The following is a 25,087-nucleotide window of genomic DNA, read 5'->3' as shown; positions in this document are numbered from 1 at the left end:
GTCAGGGCTGCTTCAGCGGGCGAACGCAGTGCGCCACCGAGTCATCACAGGCGCCTTCAATCACACGCCAGCCACGGCTTTCGCCGTCCATGCGGCAGGCCGACAAGTGCGAGCTTTTAGCCGCCTGTTGCAGTTTTTGTTGCAGCAACCGGGCGCTGCTTAGTGCCTGACATTGGGTCGCGCCGAGGGCGCTGGCCAAGTCCAGGCTCTGATTGGACAGTTGGTCGACATTAAGCAAGTCATCGAGATAACCCCGCTGGCTGCCCAGCGCGGCGTAATGCGCCAGCCCATCGTCAATCAGGCGCGGTTCGATCAAAAACAAACGCACCGAGCGTCGAACCGAGTTGGACTTGAAGCGAAACAGCGCACCCACATAAGGGATGTCACCGAGCAGCGGCACTTTGCGCACACCTTCGCTCAGTTCGTCGCGGTGGATACCGCCAATCAACAGGCTTTGGCCGTGCCCGACGCGGGCCACGGTGTCGACCACGGTGCGGTTGATGGTCGGGATACCCTCGGGGCCGGAGCTGTTGGGTTTTTGGCTGCCGTCTTCGATGTGCAGGCTCAAGCTGATTTCAGGTTTGTCGCCAAGCTGAATCACCCGCGGGGTCATTTTCAGCATGGTGCCGTAGGTGATGGACTTCAGTTCCGCGACCCGTTCACCGGTCACTTTCACGTAATAGGTTTCGCTGTGATCGATCACCGCCAAGGTGTTTTCCTGGGTGAGCAGAGTCGGTCGCGACCCCACCTGCGCGCGGCCCTGGCTTTCGAGCAAGGTGACGCGAGCCATCAAAAAGTCCAGGCCACGGCTGTCGACCAGGCTGGCGCCGGGGGCTTGCTGCCCTTGGGCGCCAGAGCCGCTGGTGCGAATATCAATCAGTTTTTTTGGCCCCAGACCGATGCCCACATGCCAGTCCACGCCCAGTTCGGCGAGGTTTTCGGCGTTGATGTCCACAATCGACAGCGCCACTTCGATGCGTGCCGAAGGCCGGTCGAGTGCCTCGATCAAGCGTTTGTACATCGGCATGCGTTCAGCGCTGTCACGCACCACAATCGCGTTGAGCGAAGGCTCTGCCTGAATCACCGCGCGCCCGGAGCGGGCAGGCGGGCGCGCGCCGCTGGTTTGACCGTCAACCGACACCACATTGGCATCGCCCAGCACTTTGGACAGGATCGTGGCGACACCCGGTGCTTGAATATCGTCTTCGCGGTATTTGATTTGACGGTCTTCGGCCGAGGCGTATTTGAGCGGGAAAATTTCCACCGACAAGTCACCCGTCTTTTCGCTGCGCAGGGTGGATTGCTGTTCAAGGGCCTGCGCGGTTTGTTCGATCACATCCAGATAACGCGCCGGGCCAGAGACATACACCAGCCGCCCGTCGCCGCCTGAGCGCCAACCAAAACTCGGCTCCCATACACCTGCGGCCTGCAAAGCCTCTTGCAGGTCAGACTCGGTGACTTGTTCGAGCTTGATCAGTCGCGACTGCATCTCGGTGCTTTTAAACACGTACAGCACGGCACCGTCGTAGTACCAGATCAGGTTGTACAGCGAGGTCATTTGTTGCAGGAAGTCTTGCGGCGTGGGCAGGTCGAAACGGCCGCTGACCTGATCGTTGACCTTGTCACTGACAATGACCGGGCTGTCGTAGTTGGCGCCAAAGTTGATCAACACATCGCGCAGGTTTTCACCCTGGGCGACGTAGTGGTAAGGCAGCGGTGCCCAGTCCAGCTCTTGCGCGGCGGCCGGGAGCGCCGCGCCCATCAGCAGCCATGCCGCAGCGCGCAGCCAGTTCAGGGACGCCATAAGGTTTGGGTCCATTGAGGGGCCAGTGCAGCCTGCTGCAAATCGGGTGTGATCGACTCCACAATGCCTACTTGCGCGGCCACCACCCGCTCAAGTTCATCCAGCTCAAGGGCAGCCAATTCAAGGCGGGCTTCAAGCAGCAAGTGGCCTTTGTCATCCAGCACCAGTGCCTGCGGGTAGCGGCGGCTCCAGCGTGTGACGTGTTCCAACAGCGAGCGCAGCACGTCACGCTGGTTGGCGGCGTCGGCGCGGGCCTGCCAATTCAGAGGGCTGTGAACGATCAGATCGCCACCCTGGCGCGCAATAAACAGGCTGTGGCCATCGATACGCAGGTGATACACCCCCGTTCGATCGGCAACAAAAGGCCCTTGGCCGGTACGTGCGGCCAATCCAGTCAATAAACGTTCCATGAGTCCTCAGTGCAGCGGGCGGTCAGGAGCCTTGCCAGTAAAAGTGATCCTGGGCCTGACACAGGCTGCGTTCGCGCAGCCAGTGCTGAACGGCGTCGGCAGCGCTCGCGTCTTCGTCCAGTTTGATCAGCGGCTCCCACAAGGAGATAAGCGCCAGTGGCACCGGTGAAAAACCATCCAGCTTGCCATCGGCCAACAGTACCGCCACGCCTTGATGCCAGTTGGGCCACGCGTGTCGGGCCTGCTCGGAGATAACGCCCAGTTTGCGCGCCAGCTCGGCCATTGCGATTTCAGTGTCGACCTGACGGCGTGCCACTTCTGCCAGTTCATGTGCGACCAATTGCGGATCGGCATCGTTGGCCTGGCGCCAGAACTGCGCCTTGATGCGCAACTGCCGGGCCTGCGTTTCGAACTCGATCAACGAGGCTCGCCAGCTCGGGATCGCCTCGTCAAACAGGCTTTCCCACCAGCTGTAGACCGGCAACAGTACCCAGTCAATCAAGGTTTGAGGGTTGGCCAGATTGATTCGGTCGCCCAACCATTCACACCAGTTAGCCCCTTGCTCGCGGGCCTTGCTCAACACCAATTGCACGTCACCGCGCTCCAGCGCCATGCCGCGTGCCAGACGCTGTTGCAACCAATTGGACTGAAACAGCTGCTCCAGTTGCTCGCGGGGTAACAGGCGCTGCATGAGCATCAGTTGCCGGGCGCTGATGATGTCGCCGTCGCGGTACACCTTGCCCGAAATACAACCGGCAACATTTCCCCGCGCGCGCGCCTCCTGGCTCACGACAGAGACGCGCCGGCCGGCGAACATCCCTTGGCGGGGACTTTGATTTGGGTCTTCCTGGCTCATTCTCTGCCTTGACTGTTTTGTTTCGTGACACGCACATCAGGGGCTTGCGTTGCGTGGCAATCTTACTGATGAGGGGCGCGAGTGACTTGCAATAAACGTCCGTTTTTTTTAGTCCGGGGCTATTCTTTGCCCTGCCGCGAACGGCTGGGTGTGCAGGCAAACCGGCGGCGGTAACTCTGGGTGAAATACGACTGGCTGGAAAAACCGCTTTCCATCGCGATGTCGACAATGCTCATTTCGGTGTTGAGCAGCAGATGATGCGCATACAAAATCCGCCGTTCGCTGATCCAGGCCCTGGGTGATACGCCGTAGACCGAGCCGAACAACTCTTTGAACGTGGTCAGGCCCATCCCAAACTCGCGCGCGAACTCACTCAAACGCCACTCTTGCAGGTAATGGGTTTCCATAAACGCTTGCAGGCGCTCCACATGGCGATTGCCCTGCTGGCGCAACACCGCCATCAACGCGGGTCCTTGCGGGCTGAATGCCAGCAACATAAGCAACTCTTCCGTGCGCAACACCGCCAGCGCGGGCGGGTGCTCATGCACCAGCAAGCCTTTGAGCCCTTTTATGCAGTCGGCCAGCAACGGTGTGCTGGCAAATGCAATCATCCCGCTCCCCGGTTCTTCACAGCGCTCCACTTCGCTGAGCAACGCGCCAAAGCGCTGTACAAAACTTTGCAAACGCGTGACCGATAAAGGGATCCAAAGTACGCGCGTTTCTTGCCCGCCCGTACTTACCACGTAATTACCACGTCTGGCAAAGATCAATTCACCCGGCGCCAAACTAAGCGTTGTATTGACATCTTGAACCGTCAGGCTGCCTTCAATGAGTACAACAATTCCTTCTTCGGTGTTGGACATGAACTCGAAGGCGGGTATACACCATCGGCACTGCGTTATTCGTTGGCCACGTAAACTGGCACCTTGCATAGGTAGTGATCCTGAACGTGTGCGGCGTATCGACGCGTCATTACTGACAGACGTATGAGCACACTCTATCTCCATGCACATGCGTAAATTCGCATATTGCTGATTCTAGAAAGCAAGCCAGGTCATGAATAAGAGTAATTATTCAAATTTAGAATAATTACTCTTATTCAATGAACCGCTCAATATGAGTCGAACTGTTCGGTGTTTCGGCTGCAATCCGAAATCGTTTAATTATTTATAACCAGACGTGCAACACGGTATTACTGCGGGCGGTTAATACGGCAATTGGGGTAACACGTTAAAGGGCTCAGTTGCAGGTGCACCGCTTGGCCCGGTACCCCCTGTTGCCACCCGCGTGCTTGAACCGAACCTGCCTGTGACCACGCCAGTTCGCTTTTAATCAGCCACTGGCGATCCTTCGTCGCAGGTACTTTGAACTGCACACCCAGCGGTAAGGCTGACACCCGATAGTCGGACGTCGCGACCTGGCGAGGTTGCCCTTGACTGACTTCATACACGCGAACACGCACATAGGCCGCCTGGGTCAAGACCAGGCGGCTGCTCACTGTCCCTGTGAGGTCAAGCGTGTGTTCGGGGGCGGCGGGTTGGCTGACACAGCCCAGCAGCGCACTGGCGACCAGTGCGCAGGTCGCCGAGCGCCTCATGGCCGCCGAACCCGGCGTTCATACAAAGGCGTGATATCGCCGTCCAGCAATCGCTGCAAGTGCTGTTCGCTCTTGGGGCTGGTGGGCAATTCAGTGCCCAGCCAGTCCAGCAGTTCGGCCAGCGTGACGGGTGCAGCTGAGGGGTTGGCCCCCGTATTCAGCGTACGCCCGTGGAATGTCCCCGCCTCTGTCGGGGCTTCACTCACGGATAAAGGTGAAACCCCCGCGCTTTCGATCTTCATGACAGGTTCACACCCTCATGCCCGCAGGCTTGGCGGCCTGCGGTGTGACACACGCTTGTTCAGGCAATAACTGCTGCCAGAACTCGGCATGGTCCAGCAAATTGGCCAGCGTTTTCTCGAAGTTTTCCAGCGTCAATTCTGCGGCCGGCAACTGGGCATACAGCTGCACCTGGCCGGTGGTTTCATCAAAACCGAAATGCAGATCGAAGCGATACCAGCGACGGTTGAAGCTCGCCAACTGGCGAAAAATACCTTCACCCAATGCCTCCAGACCGGCCACATTGGCTTCCATGACCAGCCGGTGGCGGCCACCCAAAAGCACCAGCGTCACGTGTAACTGCTCATCAAACAGCAACGTCGCGACCCCGTCAGCGTCGAGCGACAAGGTGGGCAACCCACTGCGATTGGCAAATTCGGCCAGCAGCCGATTAACCCTGATCGTTAAATCCATGCTTGTCTCCTCGGACTAGGCGAATGCTAGCACCAGGTCACAACCTGATTTTGTCACTGGTAGACTTATCTTTTAAGAAAAAAGCCACATCTCTGTGGCTCTTTTCTTACTTATGACGCTGAATCAAACAACTGCAGCAGCGGCTCTCCACGCGGCCACGTAGTTTTGTGAGAGTTCATGAAGTGTCTGGATCAGCTCTTTCATGGAATTAGAGTTATAACTCAGTTGTTCATCAACTATCTGTTTGCGGCTTTGTGCAATTGACGCATCCACTTCATCTTCTTTGGCGTTGGCCTGAACTTCACCTTGGCGCACTTGCACCGAAGTATTGGCCATTTGCCCCAGTGATTGGTTAACACTATTGATGGCCTGGAAAGTGGTATTGCGCGTGTCTATCTTCTTTCCTGTCCTATTAAGTAGGCTGCTATCGAATTCTTGCGCTTGCGCCCACGGTGCCGCGACAGTTTTGCGCTCTGCGTCAGTGGTTTTACCCAACGATTGCATCTTGGCGTCGATTAATTCATTGCGTCCGGCAATGGACTTTTCCAGTTGGCCTTCCTGCTTGATGGCTTTGCCATTTTTGCTGGCGCCCACCGCGCCAATAACCGCCGTACCCACCGCCATGATCCCGGAGATGACCGCCATCGCAATCATCAGGCTGGCGCCCGAGCGCATTTCAGCCACCTGGGATTTTTGCGCCTCGATAATCGCGGTGTTTTCGCTGTCACGTTGCAGCACGCCCAACTCGCGGGCTTTTTGTGCGATGCGAAACAGCAGCACCATCAGCTCAACCGTGGTGTCCAGCTCGCTGGTGACTTTGCCTAGGCTGACGGGGTTGAAGTTTTGCGTCGGTTTCACCAGTTCGATGCTACCGGCCGGGCTGGTGGCAGGCGCCGCCAAAGCGGCTGCGCCGTGGGCTGTTTCACGGCTGACCGGTGCCGGGCTTTTTTCAACAGCAGCGGCTGCGCCGACTTCGCCCAGCGCCCGAGGGCTGACACTCATATCAATCATCATGTTGTGGCTCCTCAAATCGCCGCAGGACGGCTGGACAGGTTATGCAGCAGGTCGCCTTTGGCATTGATCATCTGGAAGATCTGTTCCATGACGTGGGTAAATGCCTCGACCATCCGGCTCAGTTCTTCCCTGAGTGTGTCCATGACGGTCTGGAACGCGGTCAACTCGGCACGGTTTTCCAGCACGTCGGCCTGGCGCAGTGCGGCATGTGCCTGATAACCGTTATTCACCGCCTGGGACGCGCCATTGGCAACGTCCAGCGTCACGTCGGCCACTTGCACGCCCAGCTTGGCGCCATGGGACATGGACATACTGGCCGCGGTGCCGAACTTGCTGCCCAGATCTGCAACTTTGCTGGCCAGGCTGGCGGTCAGGTCGGCCACCTTGGTGCCCATCTTCGCCCCGAGCTTGGCAATGCCCGCGGCTGCGGAGCCGCCGAAGCTGGCGACTGCGGCGAGCAAGGCGACAGCGATTTCAATGCCCATCAATGCCGGGCCGAGCTTTTCCATCACCTCTTTACTGATCAAGCCCGCAGCCGCAGCTGCCTGCACGGACTGGGACACGATGCCCATCACGCCGCCGGCGATCATCAAGGCACCGGCGACTGCGCCCGCGCCGGTGGCGACCATGATTGCGCCCACGATGATCGAGGCCACAGCACTGATCCAACCGAAAACTTTGGCTGCAAGACCCGACTTCTGGGCCTCCTTGGCAGCGTCTTGCGACTCTTGAATCTTCTTCTGGTTTTCATCCATCTTTTGCAGGTTTTGCTCGCGCGCCCGCTTGATGTCTTCCAGCTTGTTGGCTTTTTGCGCGCTTTCCAGCTCGCCCGTAATGCGCGCCAATTCAATCTCGAACGCTTGCGGTGAACTCAAGCGCGCCAAGGCCAGGCGCGGGACTTCAGTGATCAGCTGTTGCGTGATGCCGGTGCTCTGAATCACCGAGCTGACCAATTGGTTGATGTTGGCCAGGGTCTGAGGTTTCAAACTGTGGGCAACACCGGGCGCCGGGGCGGGTAACTGCACCCCTTGTGACGCCACGGCAGATGACGCGTTAGCCTGAACCCGACTGACGGTGACATCCTGCTCGCGCGCTGTACGTTTGGGCGCAACCGGTTCGGCAGATGACACTGCCGCCGGGTTGAGCCCAACGCGATCAATCGCTGTTGGAATCATGTTGTTGATCCTTTCTGATGAGTACGGCTTCCAATAAAGCGCCTGCACGCTCGGCTAACGCCGCGTGTTCAGGGTGCGCTGTGGCCAAGGCCCGGGCCGAATAGAAGCCACTTTCGGCACCGTCGAGATCACCCAATTGCAGGTGACACTCAGCAGCGTGAAACGGGAAGCGCGGCTCGTTGACATCAATCACCGCGCCGTAGCTGTAGCTCTGTACCGCTTGCTCAAATTGCCCCATGGACTGGCGGCAAGCGCCCAACCCCAGGAAGAAGCGCACGTCGTAATGGTCAAGCATGCACAGCGCCTGAAACACCTTGTGCGCGGTCTCCCATTTGCCCGCTTGATAATCATTGAAGGCCAGTGAATACAGCTGTTCCAGGCTGTCGGCAGACACATCGCGCAGCATGGCGAGCGTGCCGCCGTCGCGCAAAAACGCTTCCATTTCCTGCTCGCAGGCGTCTTGAGTGGGTTGGGTCATGGGGCGTTCCTTAAATGGCATTGAGAATGTCGCGCAGCAGGCTGTCGTGTTTTTGCACAAAGCGATTGAGTGCTTCGATGGCCGCGTTGTAACGCGAGCTGACATCGTTGAGCAGGGTGGTTTTCTCGCTCACTTTGTCATTGAGCGGGCGCGAGCGATCCCCCACGGTGGTGGCCAGATTGGCGACCGGGTTGTTGTCTTTTTCGAAGGCGTAACTGTTTTTCAAATCAGCGGCCTTGATTGCGCCGCTTTCCTTGGGCACGCCGCTCAAAAAGTCCTTGATACTGATCTGCGACTTGTTCTTGCCGGTGTCCAGCCCGGTCAGCAGGGCGTACTCCGGGCTCTTTAGCCAGGGTTGCTCTTCGCTGTAGCCATACAGCGCTTTGTCGAGCAAGTTGAGGCCGCCCGCGTCGGTCTTGCTGATGTCGATATCGGATTTGGACGATAACTTGGCATTGATTTGCGCCTGCACCACGCTGTAAATCGACAGCTCACCGGTCAGGTCTTTTAGCTCATCGCGCAGCTTGAGGCGCTTGGCATCTTGCTTCTCCAACACCCCGACATACACATCAATCACGTCATCATCGAGTCGATCCGCCGTGAGGCCGTAATGGTTGAGCGCCAAAAAGTCGCTCAGTGGCCACGCGGTGCGGGGGTGGGCGTTGGCATAGTCGGTGAGGTTTTTTTTCACCCCCTCAAGGCCGTTTTGCAGCTGGCTCGCATACCCGCCCTTGGCAAGTTTGGCGTCGGGTGGCAGTAAAAAGGCCAACACTTTGTTCATCTGTGCCGAAGTCAACTCGGTGCCTTCGTGGGACACGCGGATCTTGAGCGTTGCGAGCAGGCTTTGAAGCTCGGTCAGCGCCGACGCATTGTGACCGCGCAGTTGGTCCAGCGCAGTGCTGGTCACATCGCTGAGAAATTGAGTGGTGTGGGTGTAGTGGCTGATGCTCATGCTGAGTCCTTAAACCATAAGGCCGCGCATCCGGGCAGGGCGCCGCATGCGGCTACCTTCTTCGGCGGCGGGACGTTGGGCGGCGCGCATGCGCTCGACTTCCTTGAGCAATTCTTGCTCGGCGGCTTCAATCAAACGATTCGGACCTGGGCGAAACACCCGGTCGCGCACCTCGGGAGAGAGCCCCAGGCCCTCCCACATTTCCGAGAGCAAACGGCTGCGCTGTGCATTGTTTTCAATGGCCAGTTTTGCCGCCTGGACGGTATTTGCATGGGTGGAAGGGTCTTTGTTCATGCGCCCTATAGTAGGGATAGCGCACGGGGCTTCCTGTCAGGCACGGTCGAGTTTTTGTCGTTTTCGCATGTCTTGTAATGAGCACACGCGGTTGGCGTCCAGCTCGAACCAGCCGGGTTGTGGCTCGCGGGCACCGGCCCAGCGTTGATAGAAACGGCCCAGGCGCGCACCGGCCAACGGGCTGTCGGCCAGCACTTGGACATTGCCGTACAACCAGGCAGGTGCTGGCAGCACGCTGCGCGCCGCTTCGGCCAACACGTACAGCGCGGCAAACGGGTTGGCCAGCCCGAGGCGTGTATCGAGCCTGCGAAACATCACAATCCACACCCGCTGGCCTTCGCAGCGCCACGCGACTTCGCAGCCGCTGTCGACAAATCGCCAGCCCAGTTGAATGCCCGTTTTACGCAAAAAATGCGCGCGCACCTCGTAACCGTGCTGCTCAAACCACTCGCTTAGCGGGTCTCGTTTCACAGGGCAATGCGTCCCAGTGGCTGGATGTTGATTTGCTGCGTCAGCTCCTGATACGACAGCACCGGCAGGCCGTAGTAATCGCTTTCAATCAACTTGCGCACGTAGCGGCGAATGTCCATCGAGACGATCAGCACCGGCTTGCTTTGCATCTGTGACAGGTCGCCTACGGTGTGGCGCACTTGCTGTAAAAACGCCTGCGTCACGCTGGGGTCCAGCGCCAGATAACTGCCTGCGCTGGTCTGGCGGATGCCGCCGCGAATCTGCTCTTCAACCTGCTGGTCGAGCAAGTACGCGGGCAGGATGTTATTGCCGCTTGAATACTTGTGGCAGATATAGCGTTTGAGGCTGCTGCGGATGTATTCGGTGAGTTGCACCACGTCCTTTTCCTTCTGGCCCCATTCCACCATCGCCTCCAGAATGGCCCGCAGGTTACGGATGGAGATGTCTTCGCCTACCAGCCGCTGAAGGATTTCGGTCATGCGTTGCAGGGGGATAATGCGCAGCGCTTCTTTCACCAGCTCGGCGTAGCTGTGTTCCATCTGCTCCAGCAGGTAGCGGGTTTCCTGGATGCCGATAAAGTCTTCGGCGTACTCGCGCAGCACATGCGACAAGTGCCAGGTCAGTACCTGATCCATGCTCAACACGCTGCACCCCGAGCGCTCCAGTCGCGGCTTGTGTTCCTCGCTGACCCACAACGTGGGTTGCCCCGGCAGCACCGGGTCGCCCTCTTCGAAGGGCACGCCGAGCAACTCCAGCTGGCTGCTGCGTTCTTGCACCAGCAATTGCGCCGCTCGCAAGCGCCCTCGCGCCACGGGCACTTCCTGCAACTGGATCAGGTATTCGCCTTCCTTTAGTCCTTCATTGAAACGCAGGTGAATCCCCGGAAACGGCACGCCGAAATCCAGGTACAGGGCGCGCCGCACCCGTATCAGTTCCTCGTTCAGCGAGAAACCCTCAAGACTTTGCTGCATGCTCGCATCGACGTCGATCAGCAGCGGCACGGTCATGGCGAACTCTTCCTTGTCGCTCAGGCGCCCGCCCTTGGTCTTGCCCGAGGACGGTTTGCTGCGGGGTTTGACGGACGGCGCGCCTGCGCCCTGCGCCAACAGGGTGGGCAAGTCGTGCGATTCGTCGGCGGCCGCCACGCCGCGCTGGCGCAGTACCATCCAGTAACCGCCGCCACCGACCAACAGCGCGAGGGCAAAAAAGGTCACGGTCGGGAAGCCCGGAATCAGGCCGAACAGCACCAGCAATACGCCGCCAATCATAAGCGCTTTGGGTTGAGCCACCACTTGGTCGCCGATGTCGCTGCCCAGATCAGTAGAGCTGTCCGAAGAGTCGCGGGTCACGATGATGCCCGCAGTGATCGCGATCAGCAGCGCCGGTATTTGCGTGACCATGCCGTCGCCCACCGTCAGCACCGAATAGAGCTGCAAGGCGTCGGCGGCGGTCATGCCTTTTTGCGTCACGCCGATGGTGATGCCCGCCAGAATGTTCACGAAGATGATGATCAGCCCGGCGATGGCGTCGCCTTTGACGAACTTCATCGCGCCGTCCATCGAGCCGAACATCTGGCTTTCTTTCTCGATCATCGAGCGCCGATCACGCGCTTCGTTGACGTCAATCACGCCTGCGCGCATGTCGCCGTCGATGCTCATCTGCTTGCCGGGCATGGCGTCCAGCGAGAACCGCGCACTGACCTCCGCGACCCGTTCGGCCCCTTTGGTGATCACCAAAAACTGCACGATGGTGATGATCAAAAACAAAATGCAGCCTACGACCAGATTGCCGCCGACCACAAAGTTGCCGAAGGTTTCGACGATTTTGCCCGCGTCGGCTTCGAGCAGAATCATGCGTGTGGTGCTGACCGACAGCGCCAGGCGAAACAGGGTGGTAATCAGCAGTACCGCCGGGAACACCGAAAATTGCAGCGGCGAGTTGATATAGACCGACATCATCATCAGCACCACTGAAATGGTGATGTTGATCGCAATCAGGATGTCCAGCAGAAAGGGCGGCAGCGGCAGTACCATCATGAACACCACGGCTAGCAGCATGACTGCCAGCATGATGTCTTTGCGCGCACCCAGGCGGGTCAGAAACTCCGTGACTTCAGGCATGGGTGTCCTGCAGGCCAAGGAAATGATCGTAAGTGCGACGCGCCCGCTCAAGCTGGCCTTGCACCTGTTGCGCCCGGCTCAGGCACGCCCACAAGGCGGGGTCGTTTTCGCCCTGCGCGAGCAAATGCTCGCAGTGTTGCTCGGCCTGTGCGCCCTGTTCCAATTGCAGCAATGCCACCACCAACGCCTTGCGCGCGGCAGGCTGCTGCGGATCGGCACTCAGCACTGCTTCAAAAAAAGTGCGTGCGTGTGCCGGTTGAGCGCATTGCAGTTGCACCCATCCGAGTAGCAACAGCAGCTTTTGCTCAACCGGTTTTAACGTCATGTCACTCATACCTTGTGCAACAAATTCAGGGCCATGCGCAGCAGATGTTCATCGTCACTGCGTTGCGCGATTAACCCCGCAGCGGCCTGTAACGGTGCGCTGTCAGAGGCCTGGAGTGTGTGGCGTAACCCGTTCAGTGCCTGGCGAAACGCCTGCGGGCGCAGCAGCTCATGGAATTGGCCGGTGGGGCGCGCCAGGCTGAGCCATTGCTGCTCGGCGCGACGGGCCGGGTACAAGGCATCGAAATGTGCCTCGACACTGTGGCCGTCTGGCGGTAACACATAACGTTCGGGCAGCCCGGCCAGTTCATGTTCGCTGCCGATTTCGCTGAGCTGTTCGATCCCGATATGCAGGCCGCTGATGCGACTCACGGTGCGATGACTTCGTCGCGCACCCTGATCAGGGTCCGCAGCGCCTGGTGCAACACCGGCGCCGTGACACGGCGTGCATCCAGGGTGATGAGTAACAGCAAGCGTGTGTCACCCGACCAGCCACAGCGCAGTGGCAACTCGGGGGCTGCGCGGCTGTAACTGCGCGACATGGCACGCAGCATCCCTTGGTGCGCCTGATGCCACGGCAACTCCAGCGCCAGCCACACGGTCAGGCCGTTGGCGTGTCGCTCCAGTTGCAGGGTGCCCATGTGCTCGAATTCCAGCTGGATCAGATCACTCAAGGGCGAGGGCAGCGCCACGCCCATGTCCTGACAGAACTGGGCCAGCGCCTGATCAATCCACTGCATGCTGTTTACTCATTGGGCTTGCCATTCGTCCTCTTCCTGGTCGATGGCCAAATCCATGGCCAACTGACAGGCATTGAGCAGATTGTGCCGCTGCTCCTCATCGGCAAAGATTTCGATCGGCAGCAGGCGCAACAAGCGCTTTATTTCGCGATAAAAGGTGATCACTTCGGCCACGTTGTTGAGCGCCATTGACTGGCCCATGCGCTGAATGTCTTGCACGGTGACCCAGCGTTTATCCACCACGGCCACCAGGTCGCCCATCAAGTCAGAAGGCCCGTATGCCATGCCCTTGTTCTCCTGTGACCAGTGCTTTCCAGAGCGCGTGAACCTGATCGGATAAACCGGCCAGGATTCTGAGCTTGGACATGTCGCTCATCACGCGCTCCAGCTTGATCGGGTCGAGGCGCGTTTGCTGGCTGTCCAGGTCGGCACTCAACGCTTTCATCATGAAGGAGGTCACTCCTTCGATGGCCGAGCTGGCGAAGCGGGCCTGAATGTCATTCCAGGCGGCCGACAGGCCTTTGTAATCGAGCACCGCATCACGGTAGGTGTCGCGCAACGCTTGCACATCGCCCACGCCTTGCTGTTCGGCGTGCAGCGCCAGCGGGCCGATACTCAGGCCGGTTTCAATGGCTGCGCCATGCTCGTCCGCCATCTGCAACAAGGCTTGATCGATCAGCGCCAGCAGAGCACTGGCATCGGTTTTAGTGGCCAGGGTCTGGCGTGCAAACGACAGCGCCACGAACTGATGGCTCACCTCGCCTGAAAAGCCTTTGAGGTACGCCTTGAGCTGCGCCATGTTGGTCAATTGCCCGCTCGCCAGTTGCGCCACCAGGGTTTCAAGTTTTTGCTGGCGTTCGAGGTCAGGCACCTTGTGCAGATACTCTTCGAGCATCTCCTGCACTTCGCTCAGGCGGGCCTGGCCGTCGCTGATCTTGCGTTTTGCGAGTGATTTTTCCACGCGTTCGGAAAACGCAAACGTCAGTTCTTCTGCGGCATCGGCCATTGATTGGCTGGTGGAAATGTACTGCACGCGTTCGCCTTGAAAGCTGCCGCTCAGGCGCGGATCGGGGTTGCGCGATGGCTCGACCTCGCGATCCGGCTGTGCGGTTGGCGCCAGCAGGTTCTGGATGTTGGCCATAGAGGTACTCACTCTCGTGCAGCTTTGAAGAAGAGCGCCATTGTAAAAATGTGCGGGGTGGGGCGGCTGCCAAAATCCGTCGCATTTTTTTAGGCAACCACCCCAATACACCACCACCCCGCGCAGAAGTTGGCGCAGGCGGCGGGCTTTGGGTTTCAGGCAGGCAACGCATTGTGTCTGCAAGGAGCAATCGAGAGGGGGGCACGTTTGCCACGGTCGGCGAGCGGGCTTAAACCCCAACCAATTTATAAAAACTCGCGACCAAGGTTGAAATTTCCTACAGGTGCTTCTCTTTAGAATGATGGTCAGCCCCAGACCCAAGCCGACCATGCACCTCTCCCTCGAACACGTCACCGATCAGATGCAGCACGTCATCGAGCAATGTCGGCTGATTCAAATCCGTGGCCGTGTGACTCAGGTCACCGGCACATTGCTCAAAGCCGTGGTGCCCGGTGTGCGGATTGGTGAGTTGTGCCATTTACGTAATCCGGATCACTCGTTGTCGTTGATGGCCGAAGTCATTGGCTTTCAGCAGCATCAAGCACTGCTGACGCCGTTGGGTGAAATGCACGGTATTTCCTCTAATACGGAGGTTAGCCCCACCGGGACCATGCATCAGGTGGGCGTGGGCGATCACTTGCTCGGGCAGGTGCTCGACGGCCTGGGCCAACCCTTGCAAGGCCCGCCGTTGGGCGAACCCGCTGCGTGGTACCCGGTGTATCGCGATGCGCCGCCGCCCATGAGCCGCAAACTGATCAGCCAACCCATCTCGCTGGGTGTGCGTACGCTCGATGGCCTGCTGTGCTGCGGCGAAGGCCAGCGCATGGGCATTTTTGCCGCAGCGGGTGGCGGTAAAAGTACGTTGCTGGCCACGCTGATGCGCAATGCCGACGTCGATGTAATTGTGCTGGCGCTGGTCGGTGAGCGTGGGCGTGAGGTGCGCGAATTTATTGAGTCCGATCTGGGCGAGGAAGGGTTGCGCCGCTCGGTGTTGGTGGTCGCCACCTCTGACCGTCCGGCGATGGAGCGGGCCAAGGCCGGGTTTGTCGCCACCAGCATTGCCGAGTATTTCCGCGACCAGGGCAAGCGGGTGTTGCTGCTGATGGATTCGGTCACCCGCTTTGCCCGCGCCCAACGCGAAATCGGCCTGGCCGCTGGTGAACCGCCCACCCGTCGCGGTTATCCGCCGTCGGTCTTTGCCGCCTTGCCGCGCCTGATGGAGCGCGCGGGGCAATCGGACAAAGGCTCGATCACCGCGCTGTACACCGTGCTGGTGGAAGGCGACGACATGACCGAGCCGGTGGCGGACGAAACCCGCTCCATCCTTGACGGGCACATCATCCTGTCGCGCAAGTTGGCCGCGGCCAATCATTACCCGGCCATTGACGTGCTGCGTTCAGTGAGCCGGGTGATGAACCAGATTGTTGCGCCCGGCCACCGGCACGCTGCCAGCCAGGTGCGCGAATGGATGGCCAAATACGAAGAAGTGGAATTGCTGCTCAAGATTGGTGAGTACCAGAAGGGCCAGGACCCGGTTGCCGACCGCGCCATCGACAAGATGCCCGCGATTCGTGACTGGTTGCGTCAGGGCACCCACGAACTCAGCCACTTGGCGCAAAGCCTTGCCCAATTGGAGGCCCTTGCCCTGTGACCTTGCACACCTTGTTAAGCATTAAGTCTTTGCGCGCCCAGCGTGCCGAGCAGGAACAACATCGCCATCAACTGCGGGTGCTGGCCAGTCGCAGTGCGCAAGCGTTGAGCGTGACTGAACATCAGCAGTATCAGCAGTGGCGTCAGGCTGAAGAAGCGCGGCTCTTTGAGCAGTGCAAAGAGCAACCGCTCAACCGTCAAAAACTGGAGCAGTGGCAACAGCAAGTGGCCCTGCTGCGTGAAGAAGAAGCCCGTCTCGAACAAGCCATTGCTGAGCGCGCGCAGGTGCTGGTGCAAGAGCGCGAACTGTGGCGCTTGAGCCAGCGCAAATGGGTGGCCGCGCAGCAGCAAGTCGAAAAATTCACCGAGTTGAGCCGTCACGCGTTAGATGAAGAGCGCCTTATGAATGAGTTGAAAGAAGAAATGGAACTCGATGAATTCCGTCGCCCGGACATCGCGCTATGACCCGCATCACGCCGGTTGAACCCGCAGTACCTGCTGAGCGGAGCGGGCCGAACATCCCGGACAAAGCCTTGCAACACCACTTCGAACAGGTGATGCAGGTGCCCATGACGCAGGAGGTGAAACCGCTGCGCCCGACATTGTCGGCGTTGGGCGCTTCGTTTCAAAAAGCCCATGCCGCCTTTGCCGAGTTGATCAGGGGCGCAGAGGGCACTAACCCGGCGTTGGAGCCGCGTGAAGTGGCACCAAAGGGCGATGAGCAAACGGCGCCGTTGGGGTCGATGCACCCGCCTGAAACGCCGCCTCGTGAGCACGCTCACACCAAGAGTGAGACGGCGCCGCTGGACACCGCGCAAGGGCTTCAACACGCCTCTGTGCCTCGCGAAAACCTGACGCCGCCTTTTAACCGCGCAGCTCTTGCGCCGCGGCCTCAGGCCCCAGTCGTCGCGAGCCAAACCGGTGAAAAACCGCAGGCCCCTTTTAAGCCAGAAGACGGTGCGCAGCCACACGTAGCCAGCGCGCAGCCACTGCACCCGCCACCCGCCAGCGCCCCGGTTGTGGTTGGCGACAGCGTTGAAAGACCGCAAGTGCCCACCAAACCTGAAGGCAGTGCATTGCCGCCTGCCATCGCGCCTGTCGTCGCCGAAAGGGGCGAAGCGCCTTGGGTGGCGTGTAAAGCAGAAGACAGCGCGCGACCCCTTGCCCCCTCGGCGCAGCGCCCGGCCCCTGAAATACCCGCCGTCGAGGCCCCGCGAACTGCGCCCGCGCCCTCCACCGGTGACAGCGCCAGCCACGACGATCAACCCCACGATGAACCTGCACGTTTTATGGCCCCCGTGGATGATCTGCCTGAGGCCATTGCCCCGTTGATGACCCCCGGCGACAAGCTGCTCGCCCGCTTGCAGCCGAGCAGTGAAGCGCCAGTCTTGACCCGCGATCTACAGCAGTTGCTCAGTGCCTTGCAGCCACACATTCAGTCCGCCGCCACGCACCTGGGCAGCGCCAGTGTGGTGCAGGTGCACTTGCCGCACCTGGGCCACGTTGAGGTGCAGTTGGTGACGGTTCATGGTCAGTTGCAAGTCGACATTCAGGCCAGTCCCGGCAGCCTGTTGCAGTTGCAACTGGCCCGCCAGGATCTGCTGGAGCGCCTGCAACGGCTTAATCCCGAACAACCGGTGCAACTGTCATTCAGCAACTCGCAAGACAGCGATCAGCGTTCGCGCCAACGCCGCAGTGTCTATGACGAGTGGGAGGCGCAGCCGTGAAGGCATTGCCCTTAAATACCGTCGAGCCGCAGGAATGGGCGTTGCAACAACGCCTGGCGTCTTGCCGCAGTCGCTTCCCGGTCAATGACGGGCATGCGCAGTTGGGGGTGAGCCAGCCACCTGCGGGGTTGGACCTGGCGTTGCATGTGCATTGGCGCGGCGTGCCGTTGCGTTTGTTGTGTCATTGCGCCTGCCTGGCGCAATGGCTGGCGCCACGTTTGCAAGAGGCCGCTTTTGCACGCTTGCCCGCCGCATTGCAACTGGCCCTGCTGGAAGTCGAAGGCGCGCCGTTCACCGGATTGGTGTGGGACGCCATCGAACCTTATTGCGCCAGCGCCGCCGCGGTGTGTTTGAGCCTCAGCCTGTCACGCGGCGGCGAGCAACTGGTGTTCTGGATCGAGGGTGATCCACGGGCCTTGCTGGCGTTGTTGCCCGCCCGCCCGCTGCGCGAAATGCGCCCGATTGCGCTGGTGTTGTCGTTGCAATGGGGGCCGGTGCAATTGACTCCGGCGCTGCTCAATTCAGTCTGCACCGGTGACCTGTTGCTGTTGCCGTCTCGCCAACAGGTGCAAAGCCCGCTGTTGGTCTATGTCGAAGGTCGCCCGTGGGCGCACGTTCTCCCCGAAGAAAACCACCTTAAGGTACTTGCCATGCACACCCCAGCCCCCACTGAGCCCGAGCACGCGCTGGCCGGCCTTGAACAACTGCAAGTGCAGGTCAGTTTCGAGGTGGGCCGCCAGACCCTCGACCTGCAAAGCCTGGCAGCACTGGAGCCGGGGTCGTTGATCGACCTGGCGTGCGGGCTGGAAGGTGAAGTGCGGATTCTGGCCAATCAGCGCTACGTGGGCACGGGGGAACTGGTGCGTATCCAGGACCGTTTGGGCGTACGCGTAACCCGCCTGCTGGCGAGCAGCGCAACATGATTCAACTGCCAGACGAACTCAGTCTGATCATGGGGTTGGCATTGTTGGCCCTGTTGCCGTTTATCGCGGTGATGGCGACTTCGTTTATCAAAATGACCGTGGTGTTTTCGCTGCTGCGCAACGCGCTGGGCGTGCAGCAAATTCCGCCAAACATGGCGATGTACGGGTTGGCGATCATTTTGAGCGTGTACGTGATGGCGCCCGTGGGTTTTGCTACCCGCGACTACCTGAAAACCCATGACGTGAGCTTGAGCAAAACCGAGTCGGTGGAGTTGTTTCTCGATGAAGGCATGCAGCCGTATCGCGACTTTCTAAAACGCCAGATCCAAGCGCGCGAGCACGCGTTTTTTGTCGACAGCACGCGCCAGATCTGGCCCGCCGAATACGCCGATCGCCTGGAACCTGACAGCCTGCTGATTCTGTTGCCCGCGTTTACGGTCAGCGAGCTGACACGGGCCTTTGAGATCGGGTTTCTGATCTACCTGCCGTTCATTGCCATCGACTTGATCATTTCCAACATCCTGCTGGCGATGGGCATGATGATGGTCTCGCCGATGACCATTTCCCTGCCCTTCAAGTTGCTGCTGTTTGTGTTGCTTGACGGCTGGGCGCGCCTCACCCACGGGCTGGTGATCAGTTACGGGGTGTGGCCGTGAACAACGCCGACATTCTGCACTTCACCAGCCAGAGCCTGTGGCTGGTGCTGGTGCTGTCTATGCCCACGGTGCTGATTGCGGCGGCGGTCGGCACCCTGGTGTCGCTGCTGCAAGCGCTGACGCAAATTCAGGAGCAGACGCTGGGCTTCGTCGCCAAGTTGGTGGCGGTAGTGGTGACGTTGTTCGCCACGGCGGGCTGGATGGGCAATGAGCTGTTTACCTTCGCAGACATGACCTTGCACAAAGTCGCGCTGGTTCGATGAGCATTCAGGACCTGCAACAGTTGTTGTTGGCCTACACGCTGTTGTTGCCGCGCATCCTCTGCTGTTTTGTGGTGATGCCGATCCTGAGCAAACAGATGCTGGGTGGCGGGCTGGTGCGCAACGGCGTGGCCTGTTCGCTGGCGCTGTTTATCTACCCGGCGGTGGCGGGCACGTTGCCACTGACCATCACCGGGCTGGACCTGGCGCTGATGATCGGCAAGGAAATTCTCCTCGGCCTGTTGATCGGCTTTGTCGCGACCATTCCGTTTTGGGCGATTGAGGCCACCGGTTTTATCATCGACAACCAGCGCGGTGCTTCGATTGCCTCCACCCTGAACCCGACGCTGGGCAGCCAGACCAGCCCCACCGGGCTGTTGCTGACGCAGACGCTGATCACGCTGTTCTTCTCCGGCGGGGCCTTTTTGATGCTGCTCGGGGCGCTGTTCCAGAGTTACGTGAGTTGGCCGGTGGCGACATTCTTCCCGCAGGTGGGTGAGCAATGGGTGGTTTTTTTCTACAGCCAGTTCAGCCAGTTGCTGAGCCTTTGCGTATTGCTGGCTGCGCCGTTGCTGATTGCCATGTTTTTGGCAGAGTTCGGGCTGGCGCTCATCAGTCGTTTTGCGCCGTCCTTGAACGTGTTCATTTTGGCGATGCCGATCAAAAGCATCATCGCCAGCTTCCTGCTGGTGATTTACCTCAACGTGCTGATGACGCACGCCTATGACAGCCTCTTGCTGGCGCTGGACCCGGTGGCCCTGTTGACGCCGATTCTGGGTGGCCAATGAGCGGCGAAAAAACCGAGCAGCCCACGGCCAAGAAACTGCGCGATGCGCGGGATAAAGGGCAGGTGGTCAAAAGCAAGGAGGTGGTGTCCACGGCGTTGATTCTGGCCTTGGTCACGCTGTTCATGACCTGCTCGGAATACTACATGGAGCATCTGGGCGGCTTGATGCTGATGCCCGCCAACTACCTGAACCTGCCGTTCGGTCAGGCCTTTGAGCTGGTGCTGGAAAACCTGATGCAGGAGTTGGTGTACCTGTGCCTGCCCATCTTGGTGGTCGCCGCCCTGGTGGTGATCGTGTCGCACTTGGCGCAGTACGGTTTTTTGCTCAGTGGCGAGTCGATCATGCCGGACCTGAAAAAGATCAACCCGGTGGAAGGCGCGAAGAAAATATTCTCGATCCGCAGCCTGGTGGAGTTTCTCAAGTCTGCGCTCAAGGTTGCGCTGCTGTCGTTGCTGGTGTGGGTCACGCTGGAAGGCAATCTCAATGCGCTGATCCGTCTGCCTGCGTGTGGCTTGGGCTGCATTGCGCCGATTGTCGGGCTGATGCTCGAACAGCTGATGCTGGTGTGCGGGGTCGGGTTTGTGCTGATTTCGGCGGCCGACTATGCCTTCGAGCGTTACCAGCACAACAAGCAACTGCGCATGAGCAAGGACGAGATCAAGCGCGAGTACAAGGAGATGGAAGGCAGCCCCGAGATCAAGAGCAAGCGCCGTCAGTTTCATCAGGAGTTGCAAACCAGCAACCTGCGGGCCGATGTGAAACGCTCATCGGTGATCGTCGCCAACCCGACGCATATCGCCATTGGTATTCGTTATGTGCGCGGTGAAACGCCGCTGCCGCTGATCACCCTCAAATACACCGACGCGCAGGCATTACGGGTGCGGCGCATGGCCGAAGAAGAGGGCATCCCGGTGCTGCAACGCATCCCGTTGGCCCGCGCGTTGTATCAGGGCGGACACGTGGATCAATACATTCCGGCCGACTTGATTGAACCCACGGCAGAGGTGTTGCGCTGGTTGGCGGACCTGCACAGAGAGGCAACCTGAGCTCGGCTTTGTAACGTCTGGCAATGTGTCGCTGATGTGGTTTTTTGCATCAAACCATTGCCCGGCCTGATCGGGCCTTCCCCCCACTCTCGCCACCACAGGAACTCGGATGCTTGAGCTTGTTGCTGCGTTTATCTGCCTGACGTCATTGCTGACGTACGTGAATTACCGTTTTATCGGCCTGCCGCCCACGATTGGCGTGATGGTCACAGCCCTTATGTTTTCCCTGCTGTTGCAAGGCTTGAGCGTGCTCGGTTATCCGGGCCTCGAAGACCGTGTGCAACAGTTGATCGGCCAAATTGATTTTGGCGATCTGTTGATGAACTGGATGCTGGGCTTTCTGCTGTTTGCAGGTGCCTTGCACGTTAACTTCAATGACGTGCGCAGTTACCGTTGGCCGATTGGGCTGCTCGCCACGGTGGGTGTGCTGATCGCCACCACGGTGATTGGCAGTCTGGCGTACTGGATTTTCGGCCTGTTCGGCTGGCACATCAGCTTTTTGTACTGCTTGTTGTTTGGTGCGTTGATTTCGCCCACCGACCCGATTGCCGTGCTCGGCGTGTTGCGGACCGCCAACGCGTCCAAACCGCTGAAAACCACCATCGTGGGCGAGTCGCTGTTCAACGACGGCACCGCGGTGGTGGTGTTCACCGTGTTGCTGGGTATTGTGCAACTGGGTGAAACCCCCAGCGTCAGCGCCACGGCCATGATGTTTGCCCACGAAGCCATTGGCGGCGTGGTGTTCGGCGGGCTGATCGGTTATCTGGTGTACCGGATGATCAAGAGCATCGAGCAGTATCAGATCGAAGTGATGCTCACGTTGGCGCTGGTGATTGGCGGCTCGGCGATGGCCAGTGAGCTGCACGTCTCGGCACCGATTGCGATGGTGGTGGCCGGTTTGATCATTGGCAACCTGGGCCGCAACAAGGCGATGAACGAAATGACCCGTCGCTACCTGGACGGCTTTTGGGAGCTGCTGGATGACATGCTCAACGCATTGCTGTTTGCGTTGATCGGTATGGAGCTGTTGCTGCTGCCGTTCTCGTGGTTGCATTTGCTGGCCGCCAGTGCGTTGGCGGTGGCGATCCTGTTGTCGCGTTTGCTGACCGTGGCCCCGGCCATTGTGCTGCTGCGCCGCTGGCGTGCGGTGCCGCGTGGCACCATTCGCATCCTGACGTGGGGTGGTTTGCGCGGCGGGGTTTCGGTAGCGCTGGCACTGGCCTTGCCGCTGGGGCCGGAGCGTGACTTGATCCTGAGTATCACCTACATCGTGGTGTTGTCGTCGATCCTGTTCCAGGGCCTGACCATCGGCAAACTGGTCAAGCATGTGACCAAAGACACCTCTGTTTCGGCTGAGGCCGACAACGCGCATTAAGCCCACTCCCGGCAGGCTGCGAGCTTTTGGATTGAACGATCAAAAGACCGCAGCCTGCGCCTAATCCTACGCTGTAGTGCGACTCGTCTTACCTTGACTACACTGAATTCGTTTGGCTGAAGGGGCTTTCAGCGATGGGCTGAGTGTGCCTATAACGAAAAAGGGGAAAGGGATGAGTACATCTGCGACTTACGCACCGCCATCGGGAGCGCCCAGGCGCCATACCGGTGCCTATATTTTGATCATTGCGGCCTTGGTGGCCCTGGCCATCACGGCCTGGCGATTCTTTACGCCGTTGTCAGGTATTGATGGCTCCGGCGGGGCGATGACAGCGATGTTCGCTGAAGTGGTGATGGTGGTTCTGGGCCTGTTACTGGTTAAAAGTCATACAGGCGGGCTGCGCGGTTTTCTGCTGTTTTTGAGCTGGGTCGGGATCGTCGGGACCTTTGTCGCTGCACTGTTTTTGCACGGTTGGTTGACCGCGGCGGTGCTGGCTGTGGGCGCGATAGGCGTTGTGATCGAAACCTTCACTCAACCGGCCAGGAGCGCGTGACATGAATGGACTGAAAAAGCACCTGTTGGGTGCTCCGGCCCTGTGCATTCTGGCGGGCATTAGCACCGCTCACGCCCAGACCTATACCGTACCGCCGCCGTTGCTGGCACCTTCCAGCGTGTCGGCCGAAAGCGCCAGGCTGGCGATACCTGACGGCAAAGAATGGGACAGCTTTCACGGCCAGTTGAGTTCGCAGAAATACTCGCCTCTGACGCAAATCAATAAAGACAACGTCGGCCAGCTGACCAAGGTCTGGCAATATTTCACCGGCGACATGTCCACCGGCACCGGCAAGATTCCGCCGTCGGTCTGGTCGGCCACGCCGATTTTTGCCAATGACACGTTGTACGTCGGCACGCCTTTTTATCGCATCATTGCCCTCGAACCCGAGACCGGCAAAGAGAAGTGGGTCTTTGATACCAAGTCGCCCTTGGTGGCCGAAACCCAGCCTGCGTTGAAGTCGCGTGGCGTGGCCTATTGGCAGGAGAAAACCCCGCAAGCGGGTGTTGCCTGCCAAAAAGTCGTGTATCTGGGCAACATGACCGCCCAGTTGTACGCCGTCGATGCGGACACCGGAAAACCGTGCGAGAAGTTCGGTAAAAACGGTGTGGTGGACGTCAACCAATGGAACACCGTTAACGCCAAATGGCCGCTGTCGGTGCTGCAACCGCCTACGGTCATCGGCGACAAACTGATCGTCGGTTGGGCCGGTAAGGACTGGGAGTACGAAGTTGAATCGCCAGGTTCATTGTTCGCACTCAACGCCCGCACCGGTGAGCTGGAGTGGGAGTTCAAGCCGATCCCGGAAGAAGAGGCAGGCAAAACCGGCACCGCCAATATCTGGACCGCCATGTCCTATGACCCGGCGCTGGGCTTGCTGTACATCCCGGTCTCTTCGCCATCGCCCAATTATTGGGGTGGCAACCGCACCAAGCCGATTCCGCTCGGCACTTCAACCACCGCACTGGACATCAACACCGGCAAGGTGGTCTGGTCGCGGCAGTGGGTTCACCATGACATTTGGGACTACGACATCAACTCGGCCCCGACGTTGATGGACATCACGGTCAATGGCAAGCCGGTAGCCGCGCTGGTACAGGCGACTAAAATGGGCTTCCTGTTTACCGTTGACCGCCGCACGGGCGAGGACGTGTGGCCGATTGAAGAGCGTGCGGTGCCGCAAGGTGATGCTGAGGGCGAGGTGTATTCGCCGACGCAACCGTTCCCGACCAAACCAGCGCCGTTGATGGATCAGTCGAAAAAACCGGCGATCTGGAAGGTCGCCGACATCGTGGGCCTGGGGCAGTGCTCGAAGATGTGGGACGGCCTGGAATACAACGGCATGTACTCGCCACCCTCCACCAAAGGCAACGGCGTGCTGGCGTACCCGGACAGTGCGGGTGGCGTGCAGTGGGGCGGCGTTGCGTTCGATCCGGTGAGCCAGGTGGCAATCGTCAACACGTCGCACATCGTGCAGATGATCAAGCTGTGGGACCGCGCCGCGTATGACAAGCAACCGAAAGAGGCAGGTAACGAAAACGGCTTCTACCCGCAAATCGGCGCGCCGTATGGCATGTCGTTGCTGAACGCGCAGAACTGGGCCGGCATGCCGTGCTGGGCGCCGCCGTTCGGTGAGATCGTGGCCCTGGACATGCGCACCGGTGACGTGAAATGGCGTCGTCCGATGGGTGCAGTGCAACAGTGGGGCTGGTACATGCCTGAAGACATGGGCTCGCCGACCATTGGTGGCCCGGCCGTGACTGCGGGCGGGGTGATTTTCATCGGTGCTTCGATGGACGCCAAGGTGCGTGCTTACGCACTGGAGGACGGCAAAGAGCTGTGGTCGGACATCGTCATGGCGCCTGCCGTGGCCAACCCTGCGGTGTATGAGTACAAGGGGCGGCAATACGTAGCGTTTGTGGCGGGCGGTAACTCGATCATGAAAGACCAGGTGGGTGATCAGGTGGTGGTCTACGCATTGCCCAAATAATGCGTGGCACCTGAACCGCCCGCAGGCTGCGAGCCTTTGGTTTTAAAAGC

Annotated in this window: 30 protein-coding genes; 11 read left to right on the top strand and 19 right to left on the bottom strand. The window is 59.5% G+C overall.

Annotated elements, in window-relative coordinates:
• Position 1: 1 nt before the first annotated feature.
• The 19 genes from sctC to sctW form a co-directional block, all read right to left on the bottom strand.
• The gene (sctC, locus tag GYN01_RS08415; protein ID WP_048364087.1) at positions 2-1,804 is read right to left on the bottom strand and encodes a type III secretion system outer membrane ring subunit SctC; all 1,803 of its coding nucleotides are present in this window, start codon (positions 1,802-1,804) and stop codon (positions 2-4) included.
• Positions 1,792-2,214 (bottom strand): YscB family type III secretion system chaperone, encoded by a 423-nt coding sequence (locus GYN01_RS08410; RefSeq protein ID WP_048364088.1) that lies wholly within the window; start codon positions 2,212-2,214, stop codon positions 1,792-1,794. The genes sctC and GYN01_RS08410 overlap by 13 nt, the downstream gene beginning before the upstream one ends.
• Positions 2,215-2,236: 22 nt before the next feature.
• Positions 2,237-3,004, bottom strand: coding sequence for a T3SS regulon anti-activator ExsD domain-containing protein (locus GYN01_RS08405; protein WP_338053149.1), 768 nt, complete (start codon positions 3,002-3,004; stop codon positions 2,237-2,239).
• A 185-nt stretch (positions 3,005-3,189) separates the two neighbouring features.
• The gene (locus GYN01_RS08400; RefSeq protein WP_203306879.1) at positions 3,190-4,002 is read right to left on the bottom strand and encodes a helix-turn-helix transcriptional regulator; all 813 of its coding nucleotides are present in this window, start codon (positions 4,000-4,002) and stop codon (positions 3,190-3,192) included.
• A gap of 260 nt (positions 4,003-4,262) precedes the next feature.
• A complete protein-coding gene (locus tag GYN01_RS08395) occupies positions 4,263-4,667 on the bottom strand; it encodes a YscW family type III secretion system pilotin (protein WP_203306878.1) in 405 nt (134 codons plus the stop codon).
• The gene (locus GYN01_RS08390) at positions 4,664-4,909 is read right to left on the bottom strand and encodes a T3SS regulon translocated regulator ExsE family protein (RefSeq protein WP_203306877.1); all 246 of its coding nucleotides are present in this window, start codon (positions 4,907-4,909) and stop codon (positions 4,664-4,666) included. Before GYN01_RS08390 ends, GYN01_RS08395 begins: the two co-directional genes overlap by 4 nt.
• A gap of 7 nt (positions 4,910-4,916) precedes the next feature.
• On the bottom strand, positions 4,917-5,360 hold the full coding sequence (locus tag GYN01_RS08385) for a type III secretion system chaperone (RefSeq protein WP_059765481.1): 444 nt from the start codon (positions 5,358-5,360) through the stop codon (positions 4,917-4,919).
• Between the two features lie 123 nt (positions 5,361-5,483).
• Complete coding sequence (locus tag GYN01_RS08380; protein ID WP_203306876.1) at positions 5,484-6,374, bottom strand: YopD family type III secretion system translocon subunit; 891 nt, start codon at positions 6,372-6,374, stop codon at positions 5,484-5,486.
• Positions 6,375-6,385: 11 nt separating this feature from the next.
• The gene (sctE, locus tag GYN01_RS08375; RefSeq protein WP_048364094.1) at positions 6,386-7,549 is read right to left on the bottom strand and encodes a type III secretion system translocon subunit SseC family protein; all 1,164 of its coding nucleotides are present in this window, start codon (positions 7,547-7,549) and stop codon (positions 6,386-6,388) included.
• Positions 7,530-8,027 (bottom strand): SycD/LcrH family type III secretion system chaperone, encoded by a 498-nt coding sequence (locus GYN01_RS08370; protein WP_048364095.1) that lies wholly within the window; start codon positions 8,025-8,027, stop codon positions 7,530-7,532. Before GYN01_RS08370 ends, sctE begins: the two co-directional genes overlap by 20 nt.
• A gap of 10 nt (positions 8,028-8,037) precedes the next feature.
• Positions 8,038-8,979 (bottom strand): virulence-associated V antigen, encoded by a 942-nt coding sequence (locus GYN01_RS08365; RefSeq protein WP_203306875.1) that lies wholly within the window; start codon positions 8,977-8,979, stop codon positions 8,038-8,040.
• A 9-nt stretch (positions 8,980-8,988) separates the two neighbouring features.
• Positions 8,989-9,273, bottom strand: coding sequence for an LcrG family type III secretion system chaperone (locus tag GYN01_RS08360; RefSeq protein WP_053076006.1), 285 nt, complete (start codon positions 9,271-9,273; stop codon positions 8,989-8,991).
• 36 nt (positions 9,274-9,309) lie between these two features.
• A complete protein-coding gene (locus GYN01_RS08355) occupies positions 9,310-9,744 on the bottom strand; it encodes an LcrR family type III secretion system chaperone (RefSeq protein ID WP_048402224.1) in 435 nt (144 codons plus the stop codon).
• Positions 9,741-11,864 (bottom strand): type III secretion system export apparatus subunit SctV, encoded by a 2,124-nt coding sequence (gene sctV / locus GYN01_RS08350; RefSeq protein ID WP_203306874.1) that lies wholly within the window; start codon positions 11,862-11,864, stop codon positions 9,741-9,743. The genes GYN01_RS08355 and sctV overlap by 4 nt, the downstream gene beginning before the upstream one ends.
• Complete coding sequence (sctY, locus tag GYN01_RS08345; RefSeq protein WP_203306873.1) at positions 11,857-12,189, bottom strand: type III secretion apparatus assembly chaperone SctY; 333 nt, start codon at positions 12,187-12,189, stop codon at positions 11,857-11,859. Before sctY ends, sctV begins: the two co-directional genes overlap by 8 nt.
• A gap of 5 nt (positions 12,190-12,194) precedes the next feature.
• The gene (gene sctX / locus GYN01_RS08340; RefSeq protein WP_048364101.1) at positions 12,195-12,560 is read right to left on the bottom strand and encodes a type III secretion apparatus assembly protein SctX; all 366 of its coding nucleotides are present in this window, start codon (positions 12,558-12,560) and stop codon (positions 12,195-12,197) included.
• Positions 12,557-12,928, bottom strand: coding sequence for a type III secretion chaperone SycN (gene sycN, locus GYN01_RS08335; protein WP_048364102.1), 372 nt, complete (start codon positions 12,926-12,928; stop codon positions 12,557-12,559). Before sycN ends, sctX begins: the two co-directional genes overlap by 4 nt.
• A 9-nt stretch (positions 12,929-12,937) precedes the next feature.
• Positions 12,938-13,213, bottom strand: a complete 276-nt coding sequence (locus GYN01_RS08330; RefSeq protein WP_048364103.1) for a TyeA family type III secretion system gatekeeper subunit — start codon at positions 13,211-13,213, stop codon at positions 12,938-12,940.
• The gene (gene sctW, locus GYN01_RS08325; protein WP_048402221.1) at positions 13,194-14,069 is read right to left on the bottom strand and encodes a type III secretion system gatekeeper subunit SctW; all 876 of its coding nucleotides are present in this window, start codon (positions 14,067-14,069) and stop codon (positions 13,194-13,196) included. Before sctW ends, GYN01_RS08330 begins: the two co-directional genes overlap by 20 nt.
• A 328-nt stretch (positions 14,070-14,397) precedes the next feature.
• On the opposite strand from sctW, the gene sctN reads away from it, so the two are divergent.
• The 11 genes from sctN (at position 14,398) to GYN01_RS08270 (ending at position 25,037) form a co-directional block, all read left to right on the top strand.
• Entirely contained in the window at positions 14,398-15,720 is a 1,323-nt protein-coding gene (sctN, locus tag GYN01_RS08320) for a type III secretion system ATPase SctN (protein ID WP_048364298.1), read from the top strand.
• Positions 15,717-16,184: a type III secretion system stalk subunit SctO gene (sctO, locus tag GYN01_RS08315; RefSeq protein WP_048364105.1), complete on the top strand. Its 468-nt coding sequence runs from the start codon at positions 15,717-15,719 to the stop codon at positions 16,182-16,184. The genes sctN and sctO overlap by 4 nt, the downstream gene beginning before the upstream one ends.
• Complete coding sequence (locus tag GYN01_RS08310; protein ID WP_203306872.1) at positions 16,181-17,446, top strand: type III secretion system needle length determinant; 1,266 nt, start codon at positions 16,181-16,183, stop codon at positions 17,444-17,446. The genes sctO and GYN01_RS08310 overlap by 4 nt, the downstream gene beginning before the upstream one ends.
• Positions 17,443-18,369 (top strand): type III secretion system cytoplasmic ring protein SctQ, encoded by a 927-nt coding sequence (gene sctQ / locus GYN01_RS08305; RefSeq protein WP_087148777.1) that lies wholly within the window; start codon positions 17,443-17,445, stop codon positions 18,367-18,369. The genes GYN01_RS08310 and sctQ overlap by 4 nt, the downstream gene beginning before the upstream one ends.
• A complete protein-coding gene (gene sctR / locus GYN01_RS08300; protein ID WP_048364107.1) occupies positions 18,366-19,025 on the top strand; it encodes a type III secretion system export apparatus subunit SctR in 660 nt (219 codons plus the stop codon). The genes sctQ and sctR overlap by 4 nt, the downstream gene beginning before the upstream one ends.
• Positions 19,022-19,288, top strand: coding sequence for a type III secretion system export apparatus subunit SctS (gene sctS / locus GYN01_RS08295; protein WP_048364300.1), 267 nt, complete (start codon positions 19,022-19,024; stop codon positions 19,286-19,288). The genes sctR and sctS overlap by 4 nt, the downstream gene beginning before the upstream one ends.
• A complete protein-coding gene (gene sctT, locus GYN01_RS08290) occupies positions 19,285-20,073 on the top strand; it encodes a type III secretion system export apparatus subunit SctT (protein ID WP_048364108.1) in 789 nt (262 codons plus the stop codon). The genes sctS and sctT overlap by 4 nt, the downstream gene beginning before the upstream one ends.
• Entirely contained in the window at positions 20,070-21,119 is a 1,050-nt protein-coding gene (gene sctU, locus GYN01_RS08285; RefSeq protein ID WP_048364109.1) for a type III secretion system export apparatus subunit SctU, read from the top strand. The genes sctT and sctU overlap by 4 nt, the downstream gene beginning before the upstream one ends.
• Before the next feature lie 109 nt (positions 21,120-21,228).
• Positions 21,229-22,494, top strand: a complete 1,266-nt coding sequence (locus GYN01_RS08280) for a cation:proton antiporter (protein WP_048364110.1) — start codon at positions 21,229-21,231, stop codon at positions 22,492-22,494.
• A gap of 172 nt (positions 22,495-22,666) precedes the next feature.
• Positions 22,667-23,047: a hypothetical protein gene (locus GYN01_RS08275; protein ID WP_048364111.1), complete on the top strand. Its 381-nt coding sequence runs from the start codon at positions 22,667-22,669 to the stop codon at positions 23,045-23,047.
• 1 nt (position 23,048) lies between these two features.
• The gene (locus GYN01_RS08270; protein ID WP_203306871.1) at positions 23,049-25,037 is read left to right on the top strand and encodes a pyrroloquinoline quinone-dependent dehydrogenase; all 1,989 of its coding nucleotides are present in this window, start codon (positions 23,049-23,051) and stop codon (positions 25,035-25,037) included.
• Positions 25,038-25,087 lie beyond the last annotated feature (50 nt).

The organism is Pseudomonas weihenstephanensis, from assembly GCF_016812185.1.
In the GTDB taxonomy this organism is placed as follows: Bacteria; Pseudomonadota; Gammaproteobacteria; order Pseudomonadales; family Pseudomonadaceae; genus Aquipseudomonas; species Aquipseudomonas weihenstephanensis.
This window is presented reverse-complemented; position numbering and strand designations above follow the sequence as displayed.